The organism is Pedobacter mendelii, assembly GCF_014635725.1.
In the GTDB taxonomy this organism is placed as follows: Bacteria; Bacteroidota; Bacteroidia; order Sphingobacteriales; family Sphingobacteriaceae; genus Pedobacter; species Pedobacter mendelii.
On sequence record NZ_BMDJ01000001.1, the window covers coordinates 399,824 to 423,393 of the forward strand.

Annotated in this window: 21 protein-coding genes; 3 read left to right on the plus strand and 18 right to left on the minus strand. The window is 35.8% G+C overall.

Annotation, left to right across the window (positions count from 1 at the left end; all coding sequences use genetic code 11):
- Positions 1–76 precede the first annotated feature (76 nt).
- Positions 77–2,344, minus strand: coding sequence for a helix-turn-helix domain-containing protein (locus IEV50_RS01810; protein WP_229746586.1), 2,268 nt, complete (start codon positions 2,342–2,344; stop codon positions 77–79).
- 708 nt (positions 2,345–3,052) lie between these two features.
- On the opposite strand from IEV50_RS01810, the gene IEV50_RS01815 reads away from it, so the two are divergent.
- On the plus strand, positions 3,053–4,633 hold the full coding sequence (locus IEV50_RS01815) for a peptide chain release factor 3 (RefSeq protein ID WP_188411542.1): 1,581 nt from the start codon (positions 3,053–3,055) through the stop codon (positions 4,631–4,633).
- A 113-nt stretch (positions 4,634–4,746) separates the two neighbouring features.
- Here IEV50_RS01815 and IEV50_RS01820 read toward each other — a convergent pair whose 3' ends face one another.
- The 17 genes from IEV50_RS01820 to IEV50_RS01900 form a co-directional block, all read right to left on the minus strand.
- Complete coding sequence (locus tag IEV50_RS01820) at positions 4,747–5,037, minus strand: type II toxin-antitoxin system RelE/ParE family toxin (protein WP_188411543.1); 291 nt, start codon at positions 5,035–5,037, stop codon at positions 4,747–4,749.
- Positions 5,037–5,243, minus strand: coding sequence for a DUF2683 family protein (locus tag IEV50_RS01825; protein WP_188411544.1), 207 nt, complete (start codon positions 5,241–5,243; stop codon positions 5,037–5,039). Before IEV50_RS01825 ends, IEV50_RS01820 begins: the two co-directional genes overlap by 1 nt.
- 167 nt (positions 5,244–5,410) lie before the next feature.
- Positions 5,411–6,664, minus strand: a complete 1,254-nt coding sequence (locus IEV50_RS01830; protein ID WP_188411545.1) for a pyridoxal phosphate-dependent aminotransferase — start codon at positions 6,662–6,664, stop codon at positions 5,411–5,413.
- 1 nt (position 6,665) lies between these two features.
- Positions 6,666–7,997: an argininosuccinate lyase gene (gene argH / locus IEV50_RS01835; protein WP_188411546.1), complete on the minus strand. Its 1,332-nt coding sequence runs from the start codon at positions 7,995–7,997 to the stop codon at positions 6,666–6,668.
- 259 nt (positions 7,998–8,256) lie between these two features.
- A complete protein-coding gene (locus IEV50_RS01840) occupies positions 8,257–9,324 on the minus strand; it encodes a M20 family metallo-hydrolase (RefSeq protein ID WP_188411547.1) in 1,068 nt (355 codons plus the stop codon).
- Positions 9,325–9,393: 69 nt separating this feature from the next.
- A complete protein-coding gene (proC, locus tag IEV50_RS01845) occupies positions 9,394–10,206 on the minus strand; it encodes a pyrroline-5-carboxylate reductase (protein WP_188411548.1) in 813 nt (270 codons plus the stop codon).
- Positions 10,207–10,600: 394 nt separating this feature from the next.
- Positions 10,601–11,431: an acetylglutamate kinase gene (gene argB / locus IEV50_RS01850; protein WP_188411549.1), complete on the minus strand. Its 831-nt coding sequence runs from the start codon at positions 11,429–11,431 to the stop codon at positions 10,601–10,603.
- Complete coding sequence (locus IEV50_RS01855) at positions 11,421–12,512, minus strand: PDDEXK nuclease domain-containing protein (protein WP_188411550.1); 1,092 nt, start codon at positions 12,510–12,512, stop codon at positions 11,421–11,423. The genes argB and IEV50_RS01855 overlap by 11 nt, the downstream gene beginning before the upstream one ends.
- A complete protein-coding gene (locus tag IEV50_RS01860; protein ID WP_188411551.1) occupies positions 12,513–13,487 on the minus strand; it encodes a Rossmann-fold NAD(P)-binding domain-containing protein in 975 nt (324 codons plus the stop codon).
- Between the two features lie 81 nt (positions 13,488–13,568).
- Positions 13,569–13,925, minus strand: a complete 357-nt coding sequence (locus tag IEV50_RS01865; RefSeq protein ID WP_188411552.1) for a four helix bundle protein — start codon at positions 13,923–13,925, stop codon at positions 13,569–13,571.
- Positions 13,926–14,057: 132 nt separating this feature from the next.
- Entirely contained in the window at positions 14,058–15,188 is a 1,131-nt protein-coding gene (locus IEV50_RS01870; RefSeq protein ID WP_188411553.1) for an aspartate aminotransferase family protein, read from the minus strand.
- Positions 15,189–15,220: 32 nt separating this feature from the next.
- Positions 15,221–15,592, minus strand: a complete 372-nt coding sequence (locus IEV50_RS01875; RefSeq protein WP_188411554.1) for a four helix bundle protein — start codon at positions 15,590–15,592, stop codon at positions 15,221–15,223.
- A gap of 43 nt (positions 15,593–15,635) precedes the next feature.
- Positions 15,636–16,718 carry an N-acetyl-gamma-glutamyl-phosphate reductase gene (gene argC / locus IEV50_RS01880; protein WP_188411555.1) on the minus strand — a complete coding sequence of 361 codons (1,083 nt, stop codon included), beginning with the start codon at positions 16,716–16,718 and terminating at the stop codon, positions 15,636–15,638.
- The gene (locus IEV50_RS01885; RefSeq protein ID WP_188411556.1) at positions 16,696–17,046 is read right to left on the minus strand and encodes a cupin domain-containing protein; all 351 of its coding nucleotides are present in this window, start codon (positions 17,044–17,046) and stop codon (positions 16,696–16,698) included. Before IEV50_RS01885 ends, argC begins: the two co-directional genes overlap by 23 nt.
- Before the next feature lie 67 nt (positions 17,047–17,113).
- A complete protein-coding gene (argG, locus tag IEV50_RS01890; protein WP_188411557.1) occupies positions 17,114–18,310 on the minus strand; it encodes an argininosuccinate synthase in 1,197 nt (398 codons plus the stop codon).
- Positions 18,311–19,006, minus strand: a complete 696-nt coding sequence (locus IEV50_RS01895) for a GNAT family N-acetyltransferase (RefSeq protein ID WP_188411558.1) — start codon at positions 19,004–19,006, stop codon at positions 18,311–18,313.
- A 357-nt stretch (positions 19,007–19,363) separates the two neighbouring features.
- Complete coding sequence (locus IEV50_RS01900; RefSeq protein ID WP_188411559.1) at positions 19,364–19,588, minus strand: hypothetical protein; 225 nt, start codon at positions 19,586–19,588, stop codon at positions 19,364–19,366.
- A 595-nt stretch (positions 19,589–20,183) separates the two neighbouring features.
- Between IEV50_RS01900 and IEV50_RS01905 the strand changes: the two genes are divergently transcribed.
- Positions 20,184–20,894: a DUF4397 domain-containing protein gene (locus tag IEV50_RS01905; RefSeq protein WP_188411560.1), complete on the plus strand. Its 711-nt coding sequence runs from the start codon at positions 20,184–20,186 to the stop codon at positions 20,892–20,894.
- 260 nt (positions 20,895–21,154) lie between these two features.
- The gene (locus tag IEV50_RS01910) at positions 21,155–23,566 is read left to right on the plus strand and encodes a TonB-dependent receptor (RefSeq protein WP_188411561.1); all 2,412 of its coding nucleotides are present in this window, start codon (positions 21,155–21,157) and stop codon (positions 23,564–23,566) included.
- Positions 23,567–23,570: the final 4 nt, after the last annotated feature.

Here is a 23,570-nt window from a genome sequence, read left to right on the forward strand (position 1 = left end):
TATTTAGTTAATTCTAAATCTTCTATTATCAAGCTCCCTATTTTTTAAAACTATTTACTTTGAGTACTAATTTCCCCTACTCTTCCGATGGAAACAACGATGCCAACACTAACTTAATCTCCCCAAATGAATAATCTTTCCCTAAAAAATCCCGTATCACGGCCATCGATTTTGTTTTCTGACTTTCAACCGCATCTGCAATATTTTTTATTTTATTCGGTTTAACTAATTTAGCAACATCAATTTGTTGCGTAGAAACATAATACGCCAGGTGCCCTTCAATAGTCCCGACAGAAAAGCCTCGCTCTTTAGCTATTTCCTCTAAGCTTTTCCCTTTTTCGTATAATTCAAAGCTTACTAATTTGGTATCAACTTTTGGTTCCTTATTTTTCTTTTCTGTAGCAGATTTTACTTTTAATGTCATGCCTTTCAATTGAATTGCCTTCTGCAATTGTTGATTGCGTTCGGCAGTATTTAACAAAGCATCGGTGTCAGCTTTGCTAAATTCCTTCCCATCAATAATGGCTTGTAAAAGTGCTTTACTCTTGTGCATTTTTTTCAATTGCTCGTACACTAAAATCTCTAGTTCCAACAATTCTGTTAAATAAGTTTTAATCTGTTTATCTTCCTTAATTAACTCAATATGAGCTAAAAGCCTATCGGAAATTTCTCTTACCAACGGATTAAAATATTTCAAAGCTGCACCAACTCTTTTAGAAACATTAAATAAAGTGTGTTCCGTTTGTGTAGCAAATAAATTTTTAAGTTGATTAATAAAAGTATCAGCAGTTGCGGTAATTTTTTGAAAATCACGATAAAGTTCCATCGTCCACTCATCGTATTTCTGCTTGGTAGATTTTTCTCCCTTATCAAAAGTTTGAACATGCTCTTTTAAATAATAGCGAACCAAATTCAAATCGAAAGCTGCTAATAAATACGTTCTGATAAAATCGTAACTCTCAAAACTAATCTGCTGATTCAGCACTTCGGCAGGTTGTTTAGTTTTAGAAAAATAATGAATGTTTTGGTCTTGCTGCAAACCGTTTTCCCGCAAATGCGAGGTCAAAACCAAACCATTTAAAGAGCGTAAACGCGATAAAGCAACATACGCTTGCCCGGGGGCAAAAGCATCTCCAATATCTATAATCGCCTTGTCGAAAGTTAAACCCTGGCTTTTATGAACAGTAATGGCCCAAGCCAACTTTATTGGATATTGAATAAAAGAACCAGCCACAGTTTCCGAAATCTCATTTGTAGCTTCGTTCAATTTATATTTTACGTTCTCCCAAGTATATGGCGAAACATCAATCACTACCTTATCTTCAGGCAATTCAATTTCAATAATATCCTTTTCGATGTGATGAACAACGCCAATTTTACCATTGTAATAGCGCTTTTCGGCAGACATGTCATTTTTAATAAACATAATTTGAGCACCAACTTTAAGTTCTAAACTTTTATCGTTCGGATAAGCATATTCATTAAATTCTCCTTGAATTTTTGCATCAAAAAAATAAGATTTATTTTTAAGCTGAGTTAACCTTTCTCTGTTTATGCTATCGGCTTTGTTGTTGTGTGTGGTTAGTGTAATGTAATTTTCATCTGCCGATGGTTTAAAATCTTGCTTAAAATGTTGGTGCAATAAAGCCGTATCATCTGGAGTAATTTTATTATTCCTTAGGTTATTCAAAAGGTCGATAAACACTGCATCATCCTGACGATAAATTTTATCTAACTCGATATAAACTGGTGCATTATTCTGCAGAGCCAATGCATCAAAAAAGTAAATGCTTTTGTAAAAACCCGACATTACCCGCCACTCATCGTTTTTTACAACGGGTGGCAATTGGTGCAAATCGCCAATAAAAAGTAACTGAACACCACCGAAAGGCACATTTCTATTCCTCCGAACATAGCGTAAAACAAAATCAATCGCATCAAGCATGTCGGCTCGAAGCATACTCACTTCATCAATCACCAGCAGTTCCAACTCCTGAATCATACGTCGTTTATTGGTCTGCATATTTAAATGCTTAACAATTGAGCGTGGTGTATTGAAGTTAAAAGTGATGTTTTGGTTGATGATATTTGCTGCAGCATCAGGAAAAAACGACCCAAATGGCAGCTGAAAAAGTGAATGAATTGTAACACCTGCGGCATTAATAGCTGCAATACCAGTTGGCGCACAAATCACTGCCTTTTTATGGGTTAGCTTAATCAGTTTCCGCAAAAAAGTAGTTTTACCTGTTCCGGCTTTTCCCGTTAAGAAAACATGTTTGGAGGTATAATTTACAAATTTAGCCGCAATTTCTGCGGCCATAGAAGTTTCTTCTAATTCTGGCATTGGCAATAAGATTTTTGGTTGCTTTATTTTGAAGGGATATTTAAAGCTAACAATTTTAGCACAAAAATAAGTATGATTTGTAAGATTATCGTTTATAAGAAGGTTTTTAGTGTCGTTAACTATTAAAATACGATTCTGATTTTTTGGAAATGAGCGTTCAGTATTTCTTCGGGAACTGCAGTCCTGCCATTCGCTTTATACCGATGAAACCTGTGAAACAAGCAAGCATACCATACATTAATAAATATAGCCCAGGGTTTAAACCCTTGGCTATATGATAAAATTTAAACCTGAAAAAGGAAATTTACAGACTATAGGTTTTAAAAACAATCCAAAGAATTACTGAAGAAGTTATCCAAACCCGACAGAAATGGAAATCCTTTTTATTGCAGAAACCTAAGTTATACTTGTAAATCAGCCGATAGAACAAATGCTTTAAAACACAAAATGACAGGAGTTTAAAAAAAGATTGCAATGTATGGCGGGACTGAAGCAACCCAAGAACTACCGACATTGCTTTTCTTAAAATTATCTCTAAAAATCTTTTATGAACAGAATTATGGTCTCATAGTATTCTCGATTAACCAGTTCAAACAGTTAAGCAAATTTGCTATCTTTGCAGCCAGATGAAACAAAACTATTCAAATCTTATCGCAGTTAAATTCCTTTAACCAGGTTTCATCGCCACTTTTTACCCAAAATTTTATTATGCTTAACCCTGAAATAGAAAAACGTAAAACCTTTGCCATTATAAGTCACCCCGATGCAGGCAAAACCACATTAACAGAAAAATTTCTGCTTTTTGGAGGTGCAATTAACACTGCTGGAGCGGTAAAAAGGAATAAAGCGAACCAAAGCAACACTTCCGATTTTATGGAAATTGAGAAACAACGTGGTATCTCGGTGGCAACTTCGGTTATGGGTTTTGAGTACAGCGGCAAGCGGATTAATATTCTGGATACGCCCGGGCACAAGGATTTTGCGGAAGATACTTACCGAACTTTGTCTGCTGTAGATAGCGTTATTCTTGTTGTAGACTGTGTGAAAGGCGTTGAGGAACAAACCGAAAAACTGATGTCGGTTTGTAGAATGCGGAATACGCCTGTAATTATTTTCGTTAACAAGATGGATAGAGAAGGTAAGGAAGCTTTCGATTTGTTGGATGAAATTGAGGAAAAACTGAACATTAGTTTATGTCCACTTTCTTGGCCAATTGGTTTAGGGCATACTTTTAAAGGTGTTTATAGCATCTATAATAAACATTTAAATCTTTTTCAGCCAGATAAAACTAAAATCTCTAACTCGGTAATTGCCGTTGAAGATTTGGATGATAATAACCTTACGAATTTCTTAAAAGAAAAAGAAATCAGCAATTTAAAAGATGACTTAGAACTCGTTGATGGCGTTTACGGGCAAATTGACAAGGAACTTTACAACGAGGGTTTATTAGCACCAGTATTTTTCGGTAGCGCAATTAATAACTTCGGTATTAAGGAATTGTTGGACACATTTATCGATATTGCGCCAAGTCCGCGACACAGAGAGGCCGAGGAGCGTGATGTTTTGGTTGAAGAGAAAAATTTTAGTGGTTTTGTATTTAAAATTCACGCTAATTTAGACCCAAAACACCGCGATAGAATTGCTTTCTTGCGCATCTGTTCAGGTAAATTTGAGCGTAATAAATTCTATTATCATACCCGTCAGGATAAGAAACTGAAATTTTCGAACCCGATGGATTTTATGGCAAACGAGAAAAGCATTGTTGAAGAGGCTTGGCCAGGTGATGTGGTTGGTTTGTATGATAGTGGTAATTTTAAAATTGGCGATACCTTAACTGAAGGTGAAAAGTTGCAGTTTAAGGGAATTCCGAGTTTCTCTCCGTCTATTTTTAAAGAGGTTGAAAACATGGACCCAATGCGAACCAAGCAGTTGGAAAAAGGCATTGAACAATTAACCGATGAAGGTGTTGCGCAATTATTTGTTATGCAGCCAGGAAACAGAAAGGTAATTGGCGCTGTTGGTGAACTTCAATTCGAGGTAATTAACTTCCGTTTAGAGCATGAGTATGGTGCAAAATGTCGCTTCCGTACATTGAGTTATACACGTTCGAGCTGGGTAACATCAAGTGATAGAAAGAAATTAGAGGAGTTTGTTAAACGTAAACAACAACACATCGGCTTTGATAAAGAAGCAAATCCTGTTTATTTGGCCGATAGTGAATACATGATTAATTTAACGAAGCAGGATTATCCGGATATTGATTTCCATAAAACGAGTGAGTTTAAATAGCCTAAACCACTAAAGGGGCTTTACAAGCAAAAAAGTCCTATCATCTTTTCAAACTTGATAGGACTTTCTATATTTATTTAATGGAAAGCATTTAAAATATAATTTCCAATTTCTTAATAAAGTAGTGGTTCTTGTCTGTTATCCCAAAAGAAAAGAACCTCTATCCTATCGGATTTAACTTCATAAAATACTGATGAAAGCTTTTTTATTACTGCTTTTCTGATGTTTGGATTGAACTCGGTTTCCTTATAGATTAATGGTGAGTTGCTAATTAATTCAAGAGTTTTAATCGTATTTTTTTTAAAATCTTTTAAAGCTTTATCTCCAAGCCTATCCTTAATTTGAACACAAATTGATTCAAAAGTTTGGAATGCTGTATTTGATATTACTATTGGTAAACTCATCAAATAATGGCAATTTTTTCTTTGAATTCGTCAAATGACAAACTTTTACCAGATTTGATATCTTCCTTCCCCTTTTTAATTCCGGCTATGACATGAGCAGGAAGGGCTTCGTTACTATTAATTTCGTAAGGGACTTCCAAAGCTTTTAAAAAAGCTTTCAAGGCTTTTTCTTGAATTTTATTTGGATGGACTAGATAAGTTTCCATATTGACTTTGATTTTAAACTAATATACAAATTTAAAAATTATCCTTTTATGATGCTTACACACATTAACGAATTAAGAAAATATAAATTTAAAAAATCTATATTCTCAAAGCTTTAAGGTATTCAATCCTTACAGATTTTAAAAACCCGTAAGCATATTTATATATTTTATTTCAACTTACTAAGTGCTGCTTTAATTCTTGGCAACATGTCTTTAATATCTTGCAAAGTACATGCGCCAACAGATGCCCTGAACCATGGCATACTGTATTCATTACCAAAGGCAGAAAAAGGAACCAATGCTGCTCCAGCTTCTTTAATTAAGTAGAAGTTTACATCAGCACTATCTTTTAAAAGCTGACCATCTGTTGTAGTTTTTCCGATATAGTCAATTTTAATTGTTAAATAAATGGCACCCATCGGTTCAACGGCATCAACATTAAAGCCTTCATTTTTTAGTTCATTGAAGCCATTGTAAAGTGCATTTAAGCTATCCTGAATTTGGCTCTTAAAGTTGGTTAAGAAAGTATCAACCTGTGTTTTGTCATTGAAATAATTTGACATGGCAACTTGCTCAGCTTTTGGTGCCCAAGCACCCATGTGTCCAACCAAAGCCTTCATTCTGTTTACAATATCTTCCGGACCAAAACCCCAACCCACACGTACACCAGTTGCTGCCAAACATTTCGAACTGCCATCAACAAAAACAGTAAATTCTCGCATTGCAGGACGTAAAGAAACTGGATTTACATGTTCTTTACCAAAAGTAAGCAATGAATAAATTTGGTCGTACATTAAATACAATGGTTTTTCATCCGCTCCACGAGATGCGTTTTCTTCCAAAACAACGTCGCAAATTTCTACAAGAGAATCTGCGTCGAACATGGTTCCTGTTGGATTTAATGGTGAGCACAAAGCCAACAATGTGGCACCTTTTAAGTGTGGCTTCAATTGTGCAGCGGTTGGCATAAAATTATGCTCGGCATCAGTTTCTACTGCGACTGCTTTTGCCGAAGTTAAGTGACAATAGTGATTGTTATTCCAAGATGGTGCCGGAAAAACTACGGTATCGCCTGGGTCTATTAGTGCCAAATAAGTTGCGTAAATTAACGGACGAGAACCGCCTGAAACTAAAATGCTGTTGGTATTATATTCCAAACCAAACCTTTCTTTTAATAATTCTGAAACGGTTTCTCTTAATTGCAAAACGCCATCTGCAGGTGGATAATTGGTTTGATTGGCATGGTATGCATCTACAATTCCAGCTTTTAATTCGGTTGGGATTGGGTAGATGTTTGAATCGAAATCACCTATGGTTAAGTTAGCGATTGATGCGCCTTTGCGTTTCATCTCATTAACTTCGTTACCAATTTTTATAATTTCTGAACCAACTAAAGCGCTGGCTAATATTGAAACTTTCATATTATGCTATTAAATCTTCTATTGCTTTATTCACTTTCTCAAAACCAAATTGAGCCAAAATGTTTTCCATTGCTGCAGAAATTTGCTCGTTACAAAGATTGCCGATGCTCCCCTCGTGTGTATGATGTATTTGGCCTGATGGTGCAAAAGTACCATTTTCAATTTGTTCGCCAACTATTTTATAAGCCTCTCTAAACGGAACGCCTTGTAAAGCCAAATCGTTAACAACCTCAACACTAAATAGGTAATTGTACTTTTTATCCTTTAGTATATCATCTTTTATGGTGATGTTTTGGAACATAAAAGTCGCGATTTCAAGACATTCGTTTAATGAAGTAATTGCAGGAAAAAGGTTCTCTTTCAACAACTGTAAATCTCTGTGATAACCAGATGGTAGATTGGTAATCATCATCGCAATTTCATTAGGTAAGGCCTGAATTTTATTGCAACGCGAACGAATTAATTCAAATACATCAGGATTTTTTTTGTGCGGCATAATGCTCGAACCGGTAGTTAATTCGGGCGGGAAACTGATAAAACTGAAATTCTGATTAATGAATAAGCAAACATCCATTGCCATTTTGGCCAAAGTTGCTGCCACGGCACTCATCGCCTGAGCCAAAATTCTTTCTGTCTTTCCACGCCCCATTTGTGCATAAACCACATTATAATTTAAGCTTTCAAAGCCCAATAAATTTGTGGTTAAAGTTCTGTTTAAAGGGAAAGATGAACCATAACCCGCTGCAGAACCCAATGGATTTTTGTTGGTAATCTTCCAAGCCGCAAGCATTAATTCCATATCATCGGCAAGGCTTTCGGCATAAGCACCAAACCACAAACCAAAAGATGATGGCATTGCAATTTGCAAATGGGTATAACCTGGCATCAACTTATCTTTATGCGTATTGCTCAACTCAATTAATAGGTTAAACAATATTGAAGTTTGGTTCACCATATCCTCGATGCAGGCACGGAAAAACAGCTTTAAATCCACCAAAACCTGGTCGTTACGCGAACGCCCGCTATGAATTTTTTTACCGGCTTCACCGATGCGTTGAGTTAATAGCCATTCTACCTGAGAATGTACATCTTCAACCGTATCTTCGATAATAAACTTACCGGCCTCAATTTCGGCGTAAATATTTTTAAGTTCCTTTTTAACTGTGGCCAATTCATCTGCTGTAAGCAAATTAATGGTTTCTAACATTTGAGTATGCGCCAAAGAACCTAAAACATCAAATTTTGCCATTTGTAAATCCAATTCACGGTCTTTCCCAACGGTAAAAGTTTCTACAAATTTATTTACATCTATATTTTTTTGCCAGATTTTCATCAGGATATTTATTTATTTTTATTTTTGATGAAGCTTGCTACGCAGGGTTCATATTAATTTCTTTACCGCAAAGGTCGCTAAGTTTTTCGCAAAGCACACAAAGCTATTTTATCCTTTTTACCATCGAGTACGCCGAGTTTTTTAAAGAGAACGCAAAATTCATTTATAAAACATTTTGCTTGGCGGTAGTTTAACCATGTAAGATATATAAGAACATATAAGATAAGCATCCAATCCCTCAAAGTTACAACCTCCACCTTCAACCTTTAATCACGGGTTTTAGCATATTTACATAACCCTCTATACCTTCGGCAACTTCTTTAACATATAAAAATTCATCGGCCATGTGCGAGCGACCAGAAAAACCTGGACCACATTTTACTGATGGAATATCCAATAAGGCTTGGTCTGATGTGGTTGGCGAACCATAAGTTGTTTTTCCTAAACTTACACCAGCCTGAACTACTGGATGATTTTTATCAATCGATGATGGTTTTAAACGGATAGAACGAGGTGTAACATCGCAACTTACATTCGCACGAATAATTTCCAAAACTTCTTCGTTGGTATAAGAATCCGTTACACGAACATCAACGGTAAAAGTACAATTTGCAGGTACCACATTATGTTGCGAGCCAGCATTAATAATCGTAACTGTCATTTTCAGCGGACCGAAAACTTCAGAAACTTTCGGGAACTGATAATTTCTAAACCATTCGATATCTTTTAGTGCTTTGTAAATTGCATTCTCGCCCTCTTCCCTGGCCGCATGCCCAGCTTTTCCGTAAGCAACACAATCTAACACCAACAAACCTCGTTCAGCGATGGCCAAATTCATTTCTGTTGGCTCACCCACAATACCAAATTCCAGTTCACCCAAATCAGGTAAAACCAATTCCAATCCGTTATTGCCAGAAATTTCTTCTTCCGCCGTTGTGGCTAAACAAATGTTATACTTTAAATCTTTTTGAGGATAGAAATACAAGAAAGTTCCAATTAACGAAACCAAACAACCACCAGCATCATTACTGCCCAAACCGAACAACTTGTCGCCTTCAATGCAGGCATCATAAGGGTCGCGGGTGTAGCCAGAATTTGGTTTAACGGTATCATGATGTGAGTTTAAAAGCAATGTTGGTTTTGCAGGATCAAAGTGCTGGTTATAAGCCCAAACATTATTCATCTTACGATGAGTTTTTACCCCACGTTCTTCTAAAAATTGAGCGATTAAATTCGCAGTTCTATCTTCTTCCTTACTAAAAGATTGGATGCGGATCAGTTGTCGTAATAAATCTAAACTCTCTTTTTGTATATTTTCTAACAACATAGTATTGAGTATTTAGTATCAAGTATCAAGATGTTGTGCCAAGACCCTTCACCTTCAAACCTTCTACCATTAACCTTCTTTAGTATATAAATTCCCAGCTTTTAATGCCGAAAGTTTAATGCCTTTAATTAACGATGAACTAAAGCCATTATGTTCCATTTCGTTTAAGCCAGCAATGGTACAACCTTTTGGCGAAGTTACTTTATCTATTTCAGTTTCTGGGTGTGTGGCGTTAAGCAATAATAAATCTGCAGCACCTTTTGCCGTTTGTACTGCCATTTTCAAAGCTTCATCTGCATGAAAACCAATCTCAACTCCGCCCTGTGATGCTGCTCTGATTGCTCTTAAGAAGAAAGCGATACCACAAGCGCAAAGTGCTGTTGCTGAAGTCATTAAATCCTCATTAATCTTAACCACAGATCCAACTGTTTCAAACATTCTGGTTACGTTTGCTAAGTTTTCTACAGATGCATTATCACTAGCAAGGCAAGTCATAGATTGGCCAATAGCAATTGCCGTATTTGGCATCGCTCTGATTACTTCCACATCATTGCCCAATTTCTCTCTAACTGCAGCACAACTTACGCCAGAAATTACCGAAATTACCAAATGTTTAGCCGAAACTACCGATGCATTAATTTCATCCAAAACAATGTTTAGCTGTTGAGGTAAAACAGCAAGGATTACAACATCAGCATTGGCAACTGCTTGCTTATTGTCGTTACTTACAACAAATCCTGCCTCAGCGAAAGATTTTAAATGGTTGATATTTCTACGGGTAAGCGTAATGTCGGCAGCTTGCGCAAAGTCGGCCTTTACCAATCCCTTTGCTAAAGAAATTCCAATATTTCCAGAACCTATAATTGCTATTTTTTTTGTCATGATTAGAATATTTTCCTTCGGATTAATTGCACCGATTATATGATTTCACAGATTTACAATGTTTTAAAGAGCATAATTGATGTACGAAAAGCAATTTTTGGAATACTATTTTATGTTAGTCCTGCTATTCGTTACAAGTTTTGTTTGGTCTTCGACAAGCTCAGACTGACAAACAAAAGCTTTTCACTGCTATCAGGTTTAGATTGCAAATACAGTAGTAATAGGTTCGTTTTCACTTCAGCAGCCAATACCTTTTGCGTTATTTATTCCACCAAGGCAAAAGTTCACAATATCTATTTCCTTGGAGTTTTTGGTGTCTTTGTGGTAATTATTTACGTTATACTATTTATGCACATCGCAAAGACCTCCAACCATATACCTTTAACCTTCTACCTTATTTCAACATTTTAGTTCCAAAAATTCCATTTGCAAGTTCATTTAATTCATCGGCTTTGCCAATGTAAACTGCTGATACACCTTTTTTAATCGCCTTAAAAGCATTATGCAATTTAGGAATCATCCCACCTTGAACGGTTCCATCAGCTTTCAAACCCTCAAATTCAGCGGCTTTAATTTCCCTCACAACTGATGCATCGTCGTTTATATCTTTAAGTACGCCTTTTTTCTCGAAGCAATATACCAATCGCGTTTCATATAATGATGACATGGCAACCGCAACTGCTGATGCAATTGTATCAGCATTTGTATTTAATAGTTGCGAATCTCCGTCGTGGGTAATTGCACACAAAACAGGAACCAATCCTGCTTTAAGCAAACTATCTATCATTTCAAACGAGACAGAGTTTTCATCTAAATCGCCAACAAAACCATAATCAATTTCAGCCCCCTCCAAATCTCCCCCAGACGGGGAGACCTTTATTATTGGTCGCTTTTTAGCTTTGATAATATTTCCATCAGCACCAGTTAAACCAATGGCATTAATACCTTTTCCTTGTAATTGGGCTACCATATTTTTATTAACCAAACCAGCATAAACCATCGTAACGATGCGCAAAGTTTCAAGATCGGTTATTCTTCGCCCTTCAACCATTTTAGCTTCAACGCCTAAGCTTTCGCCAAGTTCAGTCGCAATTTTGCCACCACCATGAACCAAGATTTTATCACCAGGCAAAGCTGTAAAATCCAATAAAAACTGATGTAAGTTTTCAGAGTTATCGATTACGTTTCCGCCGATTTTTATGATTGTAAGTTGTTTATTGTTCATTTCTATAAAAAATTTCTGAGAGTTGATTCAATTTTTCTGCAAGCAGTTTTTTGTCAATCAACTTGGTTTCATAATCGGCTATTAATGCAGGGGAAATGTTTCTAGACAGCGCATATTCAACTACTTCTTCATCCTTGCCTTTGCACAATAAAACACCAATGCTTGGATTTTCGTGTGGTTTTTTTACATCTCTATCTAAAGCCTCAAGATAAAAATTTAGCTTACCCAAAAATTCAGGTTGAAATTCTTCAATCTTTAACTCAAATAAAACCATGCATTGTAAATCACGGTGATAAAATAATAAATCTGTGTAATAATCTTTATTTCCAACCTGCAACCTATACTCGCTACCCACATAAGTAAAACCTTTGCCCATTTCTAAAATGAAATTTTGAAGATTTTTAATTAGCGCTTGTTGTAAATCATTTTCAGAATGAAGTTCTGGCAAGGCTAAGAACTCAAAAATATATGGGTCTTTAAAAATACCTGTTGGTATTTTTGAAGTAATTGCCGTACTAAATTTATTTCCGAGCATCGTCCGCTCAAAAGTAGCTGAATTTAATTGGCGTTCAAGTTCTCTTTTAGACAATTTTTCATTTAAGCAATGATTTAAATAAAAAAGTCTCTCTTCAATGCTTTTTGTCTTTGATAAGATTAATAAGTGATGAGTCCAGTTTATCTTTGATAATATCCTTTTACAAAATGTAAAAATATTATCTTCTAATTGTGCCACCACTGGTGTCACTTTTTGATTATTGCTTTCAACTTGAAATTGTGTCACCAGTGGTGACACAATTTCTTCATTGCTATAAACTTCATAAAATTGTTTCATTCTGTAAAGTCCGCGGCGATTGAAACCTTTTAATAAAGGCTGTTTTTCGGTAATGTATTCTGCTAAATCATTTACAGTTCCATCTCCCCAATTTCCTATCGAAACTTTTTCAGAAACAATTTTCCCAATATTAAAATACAACGTAACCAATTCGGCATTTGCCTTACTGTAAACCCTATTTCGAGCTTCGGTAATGAGCATAATTACTTGCTCAAAATCGGATGAAGTATTTTTGATTGGTTTAGTCATTTATTTCAATTCCTCCAACATTGCCTTAATCACAGCCTGTGCTGCCCATAAACGATTTCCAGCCTCGTGAATAACCAATGAATTTGGTCCATCTAAAATTTCAGAAGACAATTCTAAATCGCGACGAACTGGCAAACAATGCATCACTTTAGCATCATTTGTGAATTTCAGCTTGTCGTTGTTCATCATCCAGCCATCTGGATAGTTTAACACCTTGCCATAATCTTTATAGCTGCTCCAATTCTTTACATAAACATAATCTGCGCCTGCTAAAGCTTCATCTAAATTATGTTCGATAGTAGCGCCAGTTATAAATTGTTCTGCTAGCTCGTAGCCCGCTGGATGAGCAATTGTAAAATCAATCAATTCTTCCTCTTTTGCTTTGCACATCCATTCGGCAAATGAATTTGGAACGGCTTGCGGCAATGCTTTTACATGAGGTGCCCAAGCCAAAACAACCTTAGGTTTAGTTCCATCAGGTTTCTTTGTCCACGTTTCGTAGATGGTAATTATATCAGCAAAACTTTGTAGCGGGTGGCGAGTAGCGCTTTCCAAACTTACCACAGGAACAGCACAATATTTTACAAATTTGTTAAAGAAATCTTCGCTGTAATCCTCCTCGCGGTTATTCAATTTGGGAAACGAACGTAATCCTAAAATATCGCAATATTGACCCATTACGGCGGCTGCCTCACGAATGTGTTCTACGGTAGAACCATTCATCACTACGCCATCCTGAGTTTCTAAAGCCCAACCCTCTTTATCCAGGTTCATCACCATTACATTCATGCCCAAATTTAAAGCTGCCTTTTGAGTGCTTAAACGGGTACGCAAACTCGGGTTCATAAAAACTAATCCTAAGGTTTTATTCTTACCTAAAGCCTGGTGTGCATAAGGATTTGCCTTTAATTCAAGCGCATCTTTTACAAATTGTTTGATGCTTTTAACATCATGTACGGAAGTGAAAAGTTTCATCTTTTTAAGCTTAAAGGTTAAAGCTTAAGGCTAAAAGCTTTCTGCGAGAAGCAAAAATATAATACCTAATCTTTAACTAAATTATGTTCTCAATCGTTTCAGCAAGCCAATTAGCATTGCTTTAACTTCATTTGTTTTACTATTTATTTCTAAATACTTCTCATCACCTAAGTACTTTAAATCTTTTGCAAGTAAGCACGCATATTCAGCTTCGTGGCAAGACCCTAAAGCCATATCCAAAAACCTTGCGAAATCCATATCAAAATTTCTGCCTGCTCCTTCAACAATGTTTAAAGGAACAGAATATGCAGCTCTTTTAACTTGGCTATGCAAATCATACTTTTCAGATAGCGGAAATAATGGAAGTATATATGAATAAACAAACAGCACCATTAAATGTGCTTTTTTCCATACTTCTAATTTTTGATAATCTCTCATTTTCGTTTAAACTTAGTGTTTAGCAACGGACAAAGTCTTTGCAATTGAAAATAGGGATTCCTCTAATTTAGTTCTTTACCATCATATTTGCTAATTGCAACCTGCTTTCAGCTTTACTCTTTAAGCTTTAAGCTACTTTACTAACTTTCCAAAAGCACTTAAAAATTCATCAGCATGTGCTCTAGTTAAATTCAAGGCTGGCAATAAACGAATCACATTTGGTTTAGCCTCGCCTGTGAAAATGAAATGTTTAAATAGCAATTCCTTTTTTACATGCGATAATTCCTCTGGTAATTCAATTCCAATCATTAATCCACGACCACGAACTTCTTTTACCTGCTCAAATTTATTCAGTTCAGCGATTAAATAGTTCCCGATTTCTTCAGCGTTTCTCATTAAGTTATCTTTTTCCATCACTTCCAAAACTGCCAAAGCCGCAGCGCAAGCTAAGTGGTTACCGCCGAAAGTTGTACCCAATTCGCCATGCCAAGGTTTAAACTTTGGCGCAATTGAAATTCCAGCAACAGGAAATCCATTTCCCATTCCTTTAGCCATTGTATAAACATCAGCCTCTACACCAGCATAATCGTGAGCATAAAATAAACCTGTTCTGCCATAACCGCACTGAACACTATCTGCGATGTAAACTGCATTATATTCATCACAAAGCGAGCGAATTTTTTGTAAGAAACTTTTTGAGGCTTCTTTGATTCCGCCCACTCCCTGAATACCTTCAATAATTACGGCTGAAATATCATTTCCCTGTGCTTTGAAAGTTTCTTCCAAAGCTACTTCGTTATTAAAAGGCAAAAATATTACGTTTTCAGTTTGGTTAACAGGTGCAACAATTTTTGGATTATCGGTAACGGCAACCGCTAAAGAAGTACGACCGTGGAAAGCACCCGTAAAAGCAATTACTTTCTTTCTGCCATTGTAAAAAGAAGCTAATTTAAGTGCGTTTTCATTCGCCTCAGCACCAGAGTTTACTAAAAACAGTTGGAAATCTTTTTTACCAGAAACCAGACCCAATTTCTCTGCAAGCTGAACCTGCAAAGGAATTTTAACTGAATTAGAGTAAAAGCCAACTTTGCTTAACTGGTCGGTTAAGCGACTTACATAATGTGGGTTGGTGTGACCAATTGAAATCACAGCATGACCGCCATATAAATCTAAATATTTTTGTTCGTTAGCATCCCAAACATTGCTGCCAGAAGCTCTAGTTATTTCTATATCGTTAAGTGGGTAAACGTCGAATAGTTGCATTTTATTAAGGTGTAGGGTTTGAGGTGTAGGGTTTAAGGTTTAGTCGTACTACCTCTCAAAAATTTTAAAAATGAAATTAGCATTGCTCTAACTTCGTTAATTGATTGATTCACATTTAGATAATCATCCTCACTAATGTACTTTAATTCTGATGCGAAAAGGCAGCAATAATCAATTTCATTTGTAGAGCCTAAAGCAGTATCTAAAAAATGTGCAAAGTCCTTATCAGTAAATCTTCCGCAACCTTCTACAATATTTAGAGGAATGGATAGGGAGGCTCTCGTAAGTTGAGATGTCAATTCAAACCGTTCTTCTTTTGGAAATTGTGTTGCAATATTTTTCTTGATGAACATATTCAACTCATGTGACTTTTTCCAAACATCAAGCTTTTTATAATCTCTCATGCTATTTTACCTTAAGCCTTAAACCTTCCGCCTTTTACCATATTTAAAAATAAGCAGCCTTCAACTTCAACCCTGCCGTTTCTTCCAAGCCAAACATTAAATTCATATTTTGTACTGCTTGTCCGCTGGCACCTTTTAATAAGTTATCGATAATGCTGATGATAAATAATTTATTTCCATGTTTTTCTACATGAACCAGCGCTTTATTAGTGTTTACAACCTGTTTTAAATCTATGTTTTTCGCACTTACGTGAGTAAATGGATGAGCATTATAATAATCTTCGTAAATAGTTTGAGCTTCTTCTAAAGTTAAATCACTTTCTAAATACATTGAGGCTAAAATCCCTCTTGTAAAAGCTCCACGTTGTGGAATGAAACTCAGCTCCACCCCGGCTCTCCCCGAAGGAAAGGGAGTACCAAGTGCATTAGCCTGCAGTCTATTTAAACTTTCTCCGATTTCATTCAAATGTTGATGCTCAAAAGCCTTGTAAATGGAAAGATTATTATTTCTCCAGCTAAAATGCGACGTTGTTGATAAGCTTTGTCCGGCGCCCGTTGAACCAGTTGTTGCATTAATATGAACTTCGCTTTTTAGCAAACCTTTTGCAGCTAAAGGCAATAAACCTAACTGAATACAAGTTGCGAAACAACCTGGATTTGCAATGTTTTTAGCTGATTTGATTGCATCACGATTTAATTCTGGCAAACCGTAAATAAAAGCCCCACCCCGACCCTCCCCAGAAGGGAGGGAGTTGGCCTTTAACCTAAAATCCTGAGATAAATCGATGATTTTGATGTTTTCATTTATTGAATGTGCTGCTAAAAATTTCTTGGCATCGCCATGGCCAACGCATAAAAATAAAACAGCCCCCTCCAAACCTCCCCCAGAAGGGGAGGCTTCAAATAGCGTCTCAAAATCAGTTCTATCCGTAAAACGTAAATCTGTATCACCAATTAAATCAGTATGTACGTCTGAAATTAAATTACCAGCATTGCTTGTGCTATTTACAAAAGCGATTTCGACGTTTGGATGGTTTACTAAAATACGGAGCATTTCGCCACCTGTGTATCCGGCACCGCCAATTATTCCTGTTTTAATTTTATTATTCACAATCTGTTCTATCATTTTGTGTTGATGGATAAGAGAAAAGTATAAATTCTAAATCTTGATTTGTTTCATTCGAGATTTTATGTTTTGAGCCTGCCTTTATTTGCAGACCAGTATTTGCGTTGACTAAAATGGTTTCACCTTCAATAAAAAATGTTGCCTGTCCTTTCAAAATATAAAAGAACTGTTCTGCGAAATTATGAAAATGTAATTTCTCCGCAGTTTGAGCAGGCATTAATTCTTGCTTAATTGCAGCCTCAGGTTTACTTACAAAATTCCATCCATCACAATTATCACCCCATTTGTAATGGCTTAAACAATTTTCTTTTGAAAGGATTTCTATCATATTTTATCTATTGTCCTTTGACAACGCTCAGGATGACAACGTGGAAGGAAAGCTTTCCCCTTTAGTCTTAGCTTTCTGCTTCTTCTCCGTTAACTTTATGCCAAATCATTACCTGGTTACCAAATATTTTAGAGAAACCTTTTACATCATCTCCGCTCCAGGCGTTGTTCATTTCGCCATAGCTGCCAAATTTATTGCTCATTAAATCATGGTGAGATTCTATTCCAATAATTTGGAAACGATATGGTAACAACTCTACAAATACTTTTCCGCTTACCATTTTTTGGGTATCGGTTAAAAAAGCCTCTATATTCCGCATAACTGGGTCATGAAATTGACCTTCGTGTAACCAGTTTCCGTAAAACGATGACAATTGCTCTTTCCAGCTTAACTGCCATTTAGTTAGAGTATGTTTTTCTAAAGTATGATGTGCTTTTATAATTATGATTGGTGCCGCAGCTTCAAAACCAACACGACCTTTAATACCGATGATCGTATCACCAACGTGAATATCTCTGCCAATGCCGTAAGGTTGTGCAATTGCTTGTAATTTTTGAATTGCTTTAACAGGCTCTAAAGTCTCGCCATCAATGGCAATTAATTCACCTTTTTCAAAAGTCAATTCAACTCTACGAGCTTCAGTTTCTGAAACCTGAGTTGGCCAGGCACTTTCTGGTAAAGTTTCGTTAGAAGTTAAAGTTTCTTTTCCTCCTACAGATGTTCCCCATAAACCCTTGTTAATTGAATATCTTGCTTTTTCCGCACTATATTCAACACCATGTTGGGCTAAATAGTCTATTTCCGCTTCGCGGGATAATTTTAAATCTCTAATTGGCGTAATAATTTCAACCCCTGGAATAAGGATATTGAAAATCATATCAAAACGAACCTGATCGTTTCCAGCACCTGTACTTCCGTGAGCTACGTAATTTGCACCAATTTTTTTTACGTAATTGGCGATTGCAGTAGCCTGACTAACTCTTTCTGCACTAACTGAAAGTGGATATGTTGCATTTTTTAAAACATTACCGAACACTAAATATTTGATACAGCCATCGTAATAGCTTTCGGTTTCATCTACCACAGCGTGAGATTTTACACCTAAAGCGTAAGCACGTTTTTCAATTTCTTGTAATTCTTCAGCAGAGAAACCTCCTGTATTTACAATCACGGAGTGAACTTCCAATCCACGATCCTGAGCTAAATGTATACAACAAAATGAGGTATCTAATCCTCCGCTAAATGCTAAAATAACTTTTTTCATCTATTTATTAAATAAAAGGGTAAACAATACTAAAATGGATTTTAATCCAGACTTTGGCTTAACAACTAAACGCTGCTTAATGCGCATAAAGCGTTCGTATAATTTTGGTTTCTTCTGCAATTCTTCTGCAAATTTCTTAGCCGCATCGTGTTTTTGAGTTGCAGGATCATATAGCATAGCTGTACACATACAGTTTTTACGTTCCTTCATTTTCAAAATTTCGAAGTTTATACAGCTTTGGCAACCTTTCCAAAATTCCTCATCCTGTGTTAATTCAGAATAAGTAACAGGTTCATAACCTAAGTCAGAATTGATTTTCATTACCGCCAAACCAGTAGTTAAACCAAAAATCTTTGCTTTAGGATACAATGCTCTGGAAAGTTCGAATACTTTTTCTTTGATAGCGTGTGCCAATCCTGCTTTTCTATATTCAGGAGAAACAATTAAACCCGAATTGGCTACAAATTGCCCATGACTCCAGGTTTCTATATAGCAAAAGCCAGCCCAAGTACCATCTTTATGAAATGCGATAACGGCTTTGCCTTCCTTCATTTTATTGGCAACATATTCAGGCGAACGCTTGGCAATACCAGTTCCGCGTGCTTTTGCAGATTCTGCCATTTCAGTAACAATCTGTTCTGCAAAGACATGATGCTCAGCAATGGCGACTTGTACTATAAATTCATTAATATCCATTCGTTTTCTAACGAAAAATTAAGGTATTCTTGTTAATTGGGTTTTTAGAGAGGATCAATTCCTCATAATATTAGTAAGATGAACTAAATACGCGGCGTAAAATTTTGCCGACTTAAGGGATAGTAGAATACAGGCTGAAAACGATTAATAAACAAACTCTTCTCAGCAACATATTGTGCTGTGAAAACAGAAAGTTTATGTAAAAATTGTTTAATCATTTCTTGCGTATTAAAACGGCTTTAACTCTATTGAGGTGCAAAGGTTTAAATAAAAATCGAGTTACACAATGTTTTTTACATTTTTTACATTTTAATAATTTAATAAAAAGCAAAAAGCCCCAAAATTTGGGGCTTCATTTTATTTTTTTATCAATCCAACGGATACTCGGGTTCCATCTAAAAAGAAGTGGAGCTTATCTGGATTTGTTGAAGCAGGGAGTTGAAAGATCCAAACTGCTTCTGTAGACGCTTCGGCATCTGGCTCTGTATTTCCAGCTTCTTTACGCCCAGGAACGGAAATTTTATTATCCAATTCTAATCTTGCATCAGAAGCAGAAATCGAAAAGTATTTTTTTGCATCCAAGGTGCTTTTGTTTGTTATCAAAAGTTTAGCGGTTAGCTCAGAACCTGTAGATTTACCATCTGCATCTTGTAAAACAATAGATTTGGCTTCGGTTATTTTTACAAGTGCCTCTTTATTTTTACCAAGAATTGCTTTATCAGGAGTAACGTTATAATCAACACTTTCAGGTGCATTTTCTTCTTTAGATGGAACCGTTACTGTTGTTTTTGTAATTGTTGTATCAGCTGATTTATCTTTTGATGAGTTACTGCATGATGAAAATGCAAATACCCCAGCAGAGATGATGGCAAATTTTTAGATGTTTTATTGATTAATCAAAATTATAGTTCAGAATATGAATTACTGTAAAGCTTATTAAAAGCTTATGTAAACTTTATATGAACAGATAATTTATTTTTTGTTTTTCATTAAAATTAAGGTTTAGTCTGCAATAGAATTTCTATTGTTAAAAAGGCATTCAAACTTTAACATCCACTTAACAACATTTAACATTCTTAATTCTATTTAAACATAATATTTGTAGGGTTGTAGCGATAGCTTTTCGGCAATCGTTTTAATAGTGGTAATAAATCTAAAATTTAATCCTAAATAATTTATGAAAACTTCTACAAATTACACGTTAAGAAAATCCAATTTTTATTTTTTGTTTACACTGCTTGTTGCAGCCATGGTAAGTTCCTGCGCTAAAACTGATGAGACCGATACAACCATCTCCTATCTAAGAGTAACCAACGCTTCACCTACTCTTGCAACTTACAATGTATATTTAAATGGAAGCACAATAAATTCTGTAGCATTGCCTTTTGCAGGGTCGCTTGCATATACGTCCAGAACGGCAGGAACCTACAGTTTAAAGTTTACTACTGGCAGCAATGTGGAAAACCTTTTAACAAAAGATGTTGTTTTAAATCAGAATACAAGCTATTCTTTTTATTTAGTTAACAAACCGGGCCAATTAGACGGTTTACTTATAGGAGATGATTTAAGTATTGCATCAACAGATAAAGCTTACATTCGTTTTATAAATTTATCGCCCGATGCACCTGCACTCGATTTAGCTAAAACTAGCGCAACAACGTCTTACGTTACCAGCAAAGCTTTTAAAACGGCTAGTGGATTTGTTGCCATTGATGCTGGAACTTATTCTTTAGATGCGAAAGATACATCAACGGGCTTAGTAAAAACAACTAAAACAGATGCGGTATTTGCAGCAGGGTATCATTATGATGTTATCTGCGGAGGTTTAGTTACACCTGCAAATGACACAGAGAGGCCAATAAGCTTACAAGTATTGACCATAAAATAATTTATTTTTATCCAAAAAATAGTCAATTGATTAGGATTACCTCAAAAAGGGTAATCCTTTTTTTGTGCTTTTATAACTTTTGATTACTGAATAACAGTCAAATAACCTCAATATTTATTCTAATTATCAACACTTTTCACGTTAACTTACTGTATTTCCCGCACCCCCCCCCCTTATTTAGAATTATTCAAAATAATTTGGATTATAAATTTTTCTGACGTTATTTTGCGTTGTTTAGAATTAATCCAAATAAATTTAAGATGCATAAAATCAGACCTTTCGTTTTTACGTTTTTACTTTCAATTTTTAGTTTAGCAACTTTTGCACAACAGCTTTCAACCATTAAGGGAACAATAACAACATCAAATGGCCAACCAGCTGCGTATATATCTGTAAGCTTAAAAGGAAAGGGGCTTGGGAGCACTTCAGATAACAATGGTAATTACTCCATAACAAAAGTAAAACCTGGAAATTATATCATAAAAGTTTCTGCAGTTGGTTTAAAATCAGAAGAAAAAACAATTTCAATAATTGCTGGACAAACTTTAACATCAGATTTCACTTTAGCAGAGAACTCAGATCAATTAAAAGAGGTAAATATATCTACCAATAAGCGTAATAAATTCGCAACAAAGGCAAGTACTTATGTGGCTAAGTTGCCATTAAAAAATCTGGAGAACCCTCAAGTATATACTACCATTTCGAAAGAATTAATGGAGGAGCAAATTACTACAGATTTTAGTTCAGTACTTAAAAACACATCTGGATTAGATAAACTTTGGACATCTACAGGAAGAAGTGGCGATGGTGCAGCCTATTATAATATAAGAGGATTTGTAACCCAAGTTTCTATTATAGATGGTATTGCAGGACAAACAAATGGTGATCTTGACCCAGCAAACATTGAAACTGTTGAGGTAATGAAAGGTCCATCAGGCACATTATATGGCGGTGCATTAACGGGTTTTGGTGGCTTGATTAACGTGGTTACCAAAAAACCATTAGATACTGCCGGAGGAAATGTTTCTTATTCAACAGGAAGTTTCGGCTTAAATCGCTTAACCGCCGATGTATACAGCCCAATAAACAAAGAGAAAAATTTACTTTTTAGAATTAATGCTGCTTATAACAAACAAAATAGTTGGCAGGATGCTGGTTTTAGTAGGTCTACTCTTATAGCTCCGGTTTTAGAATACAGAGTTAGTGATAAACTTACGCTAAATCTGGCCGCTGATATTTACAATTACGAGGGTACAAACCCAGCAATGGTTTTCTTGAACAGAAGCAGACAATTAATTGCCCGTACACCAGATGAATTGAATTTCGATTTTGGCAAATCTTACACCAGTAATGATTTAACCATTAAAACACCAACATTTAATGTTCGTGGAAAAGTAACCTATAAAATTTCTGATGAATGGACTTCTCAAACTAACTTTTCGCAGAATAACCGTAAATCTGATGGTTTCTATTCTTATATCATGTATTTGGGTGCAACAGATGATATCTTATCAAGATACATCAACATTCAAAACTCTACCAGCAACACTACAAACATTCAACAAAATTTTCTTGGCGATTTTAAAATTGCCGGAATTAGAAACAGAGTAGTAATCGGTCTGGATTATTTAAATCAGGAAACAAATAATAGCAACTCACCTTACGTTTTATTTGATTTGGTGAGCAGTATCGGCACACCTGCAAACTATGCTAGTATAACCCGTAGCGCTGTTGAGAACAGAATTGCTACAACAGCTGGCCCTGCAAAATCTTCTACACAAACTAAAGTGTATAGTGCATACGCCTCCGATGTGATTAATATTACAGATGCATTAGCTGCTATGTTGAGCTTAAGGATTGACAGATTTGACAATAAAGGATCATATAACATCGCTACAGGCGTTACAACTGGTAAATTTTTGCAAACGGCTATCTCACCAAAATTCGGTTTAACTTATAATATTGTAAAAGATCAGGTGGCTTTATTCGCCAATTACATGAATGGTTTCCAAAATCTGGCACCAATAATTCAGCCATTGGCTGATATTAACGGTGTTTTTAAACCAAAGCAAGCCAATCAAATCGAAGGTGGTGTTAAGGCTGATTTATTTCAGAATAAACTAAATTTTACCGCTAGCTATTTTAATATCGAGGTTGATAATATTACCAGAGCAGAATCAATTGTTAGGAACGGCGTAAACTATAACATTACTGTGCAAGATGGTACACAAAGAAACAAAGGTGTAGAGTTTAACTTAAATGCAAACCCAATTGCCGGTTTAAATTTAACCGCTGGTTATAGCCACATTGATAGTAAAATTACCAGAGCGGCCGCTAGTGTTGAAGGTAGAAGACCAGTTGATGCTGGTCCGGAAGATATGGTTAATGGTTGGATTAGTTATACTTTAACAAGAGGAAACTTATCTGGATTAGGCTTAGGTTTCGGCGGAAACTACAATAGCGAAAATGTGATTACCAACACTTTGGCAACAGGCACTTTCACACTTCCAGCTTATACGGTATTAAATGCTACTGCCTTTTACGGTAATAACAGATATAGAATCGGCGTAAAGTTGGATAACATCACCGATAAAAGATATTATAAAGGTTGGACAACTGTTGAGGCACAAATGCCTAGAAGCTTCGTAGCAAACATCACTTACAAATTTTAATGTC

What these genes read in the sequence shown, in the direction of transcription:
- IEV50_RS01810 (WP_229746586.1), bottom strand. Translation starts at nt 2,344, where the DNA reads ATGCCAGAATTAGAAGAAACTTCTATGGCCGCAGAAATTGCGGCTAAA.
- IEV50_RS01815 (WP_188411542.1), top strand. Translation starts at nt 3,053, where the DNA reads ATGCTTAACCCTGAAATAGAAAAACGTAAAACCTTTGCCATTATAAGT.
- IEV50_RS01820 (WP_188411543.1), bottom strand. Translation starts at nt 5,037, where the DNA reads ATGAGTTTACCAATAGTAATATCAAATACAGCATTCCAAACTTTTGAA.
- IEV50_RS01825 (WP_188411544.1), bottom strand. Translation starts at nt 5,243, where the DNA reads ATGGAAACTTATCTAGTCCATCCAAATAAAATTCAAGAAAAAGCCTTG.
- IEV50_RS01830 (WP_188411545.1), bottom strand. Translation starts at nt 6,664, where the DNA reads ATGAAAGTTTCAATATTAGCCAGCGCTTTAGTTGGTTCAGAAATTATA.
- argH (WP_188411546.1), bottom strand. Translation starts at nt 7,997, where the DNA reads ATGAAAATCTGGCAAAAAAATATAGATGTAAATAAATTTGTAGAAACT.
- IEV50_RS01840 (WP_188411547.1), bottom strand. Translation starts at nt 9,324, where the DNA reads ATGTTGTTAGAAAATATACAAAAAGAGAGTTTAGATTTATTACGACAA.
- proC (WP_188411548.1), bottom strand. Translation starts at nt 10,206, where the DNA reads ATGACAAAAAAAATAGCAATTATAGGTTCTGGAAATATTGGAATTTCT.
- argB (WP_188411549.1), bottom strand. Translation starts at nt 11,431, where the DNA reads ATGAACAATAAACAACTTACAATCATAAAAATCGGCGGAAACGTAATC.
- IEV50_RS01855 (WP_188411550.1), bottom strand. Translation starts at nt 12,512, where the DNA reads ATGACTAAACCAATCAAAAATACTTCATCCGATTTTGAGCAAGTAATT.
- IEV50_RS01860 (WP_188411551.1), bottom strand. Translation starts at nt 13,487, where the DNA reads ATGAAACTTTTCACTTCCGTACATGATGTTAAAAGCATCAAACAATTT.
- IEV50_RS01865 (WP_188411552.1), bottom strand. Translation starts at nt 13,925, where the DNA reads ATGAGAGATTATCAAAAATTAGAAGTATGGAAAAAAGCACATTTAATG.
- IEV50_RS01870 (WP_188411553.1), bottom strand. Translation starts at nt 15,188, where the DNA reads ATGCAACTATTCGACGTTTACCCACTTAACGATATAGAAATAACTAGA.
- IEV50_RS01875 (WP_188411554.1), bottom strand. Translation starts at nt 15,592, where the DNA reads ATGAGAGATTATAAAAAGCTTGATGTTTGGAAAAAGTCACATGAGTTG.
- argC (WP_188411555.1), bottom strand. Translation starts at nt 16,718, where the DNA reads ATGATAGAACAGATTGTGAATAATAAAATTAAAACAGGAATAATTGGC.
- IEV50_RS01885 (WP_188411556.1), bottom strand. Translation starts at nt 17,046, where the DNA reads ATGATAGAAATCCTTTCAAAAGAAAATTGTTTAAGCCATTACAAATGG.
- argG (WP_188411557.1), bottom strand. Translation starts at nt 18,310, where the DNA reads ATGAAAAAAGTTATTTTAGCATTTAGCGGAGGATTAGATACCTCATTT.
- IEV50_RS01895 (WP_188411558.1), bottom strand. Translation starts at nt 19,006, where the DNA reads ATGGATATTAATGAATTTATAGTACAAGTCGCCATTGCTGAGCATCAT.
- IEV50_RS01905 (WP_188411560.1), top strand. Translation starts at nt 20,184, where the DNA reads ATGAAAACTTCTACAAATTACACGTTAAGAAAATCCAATTTTTATTTT.
- IEV50_RS01910 (WP_188411561.1), top strand. Translation starts at nt 21,155, where the DNA reads ATGCATAAAATCAGACCTTTCGTTTTTACGTTTTTACTTTCAATTTTT.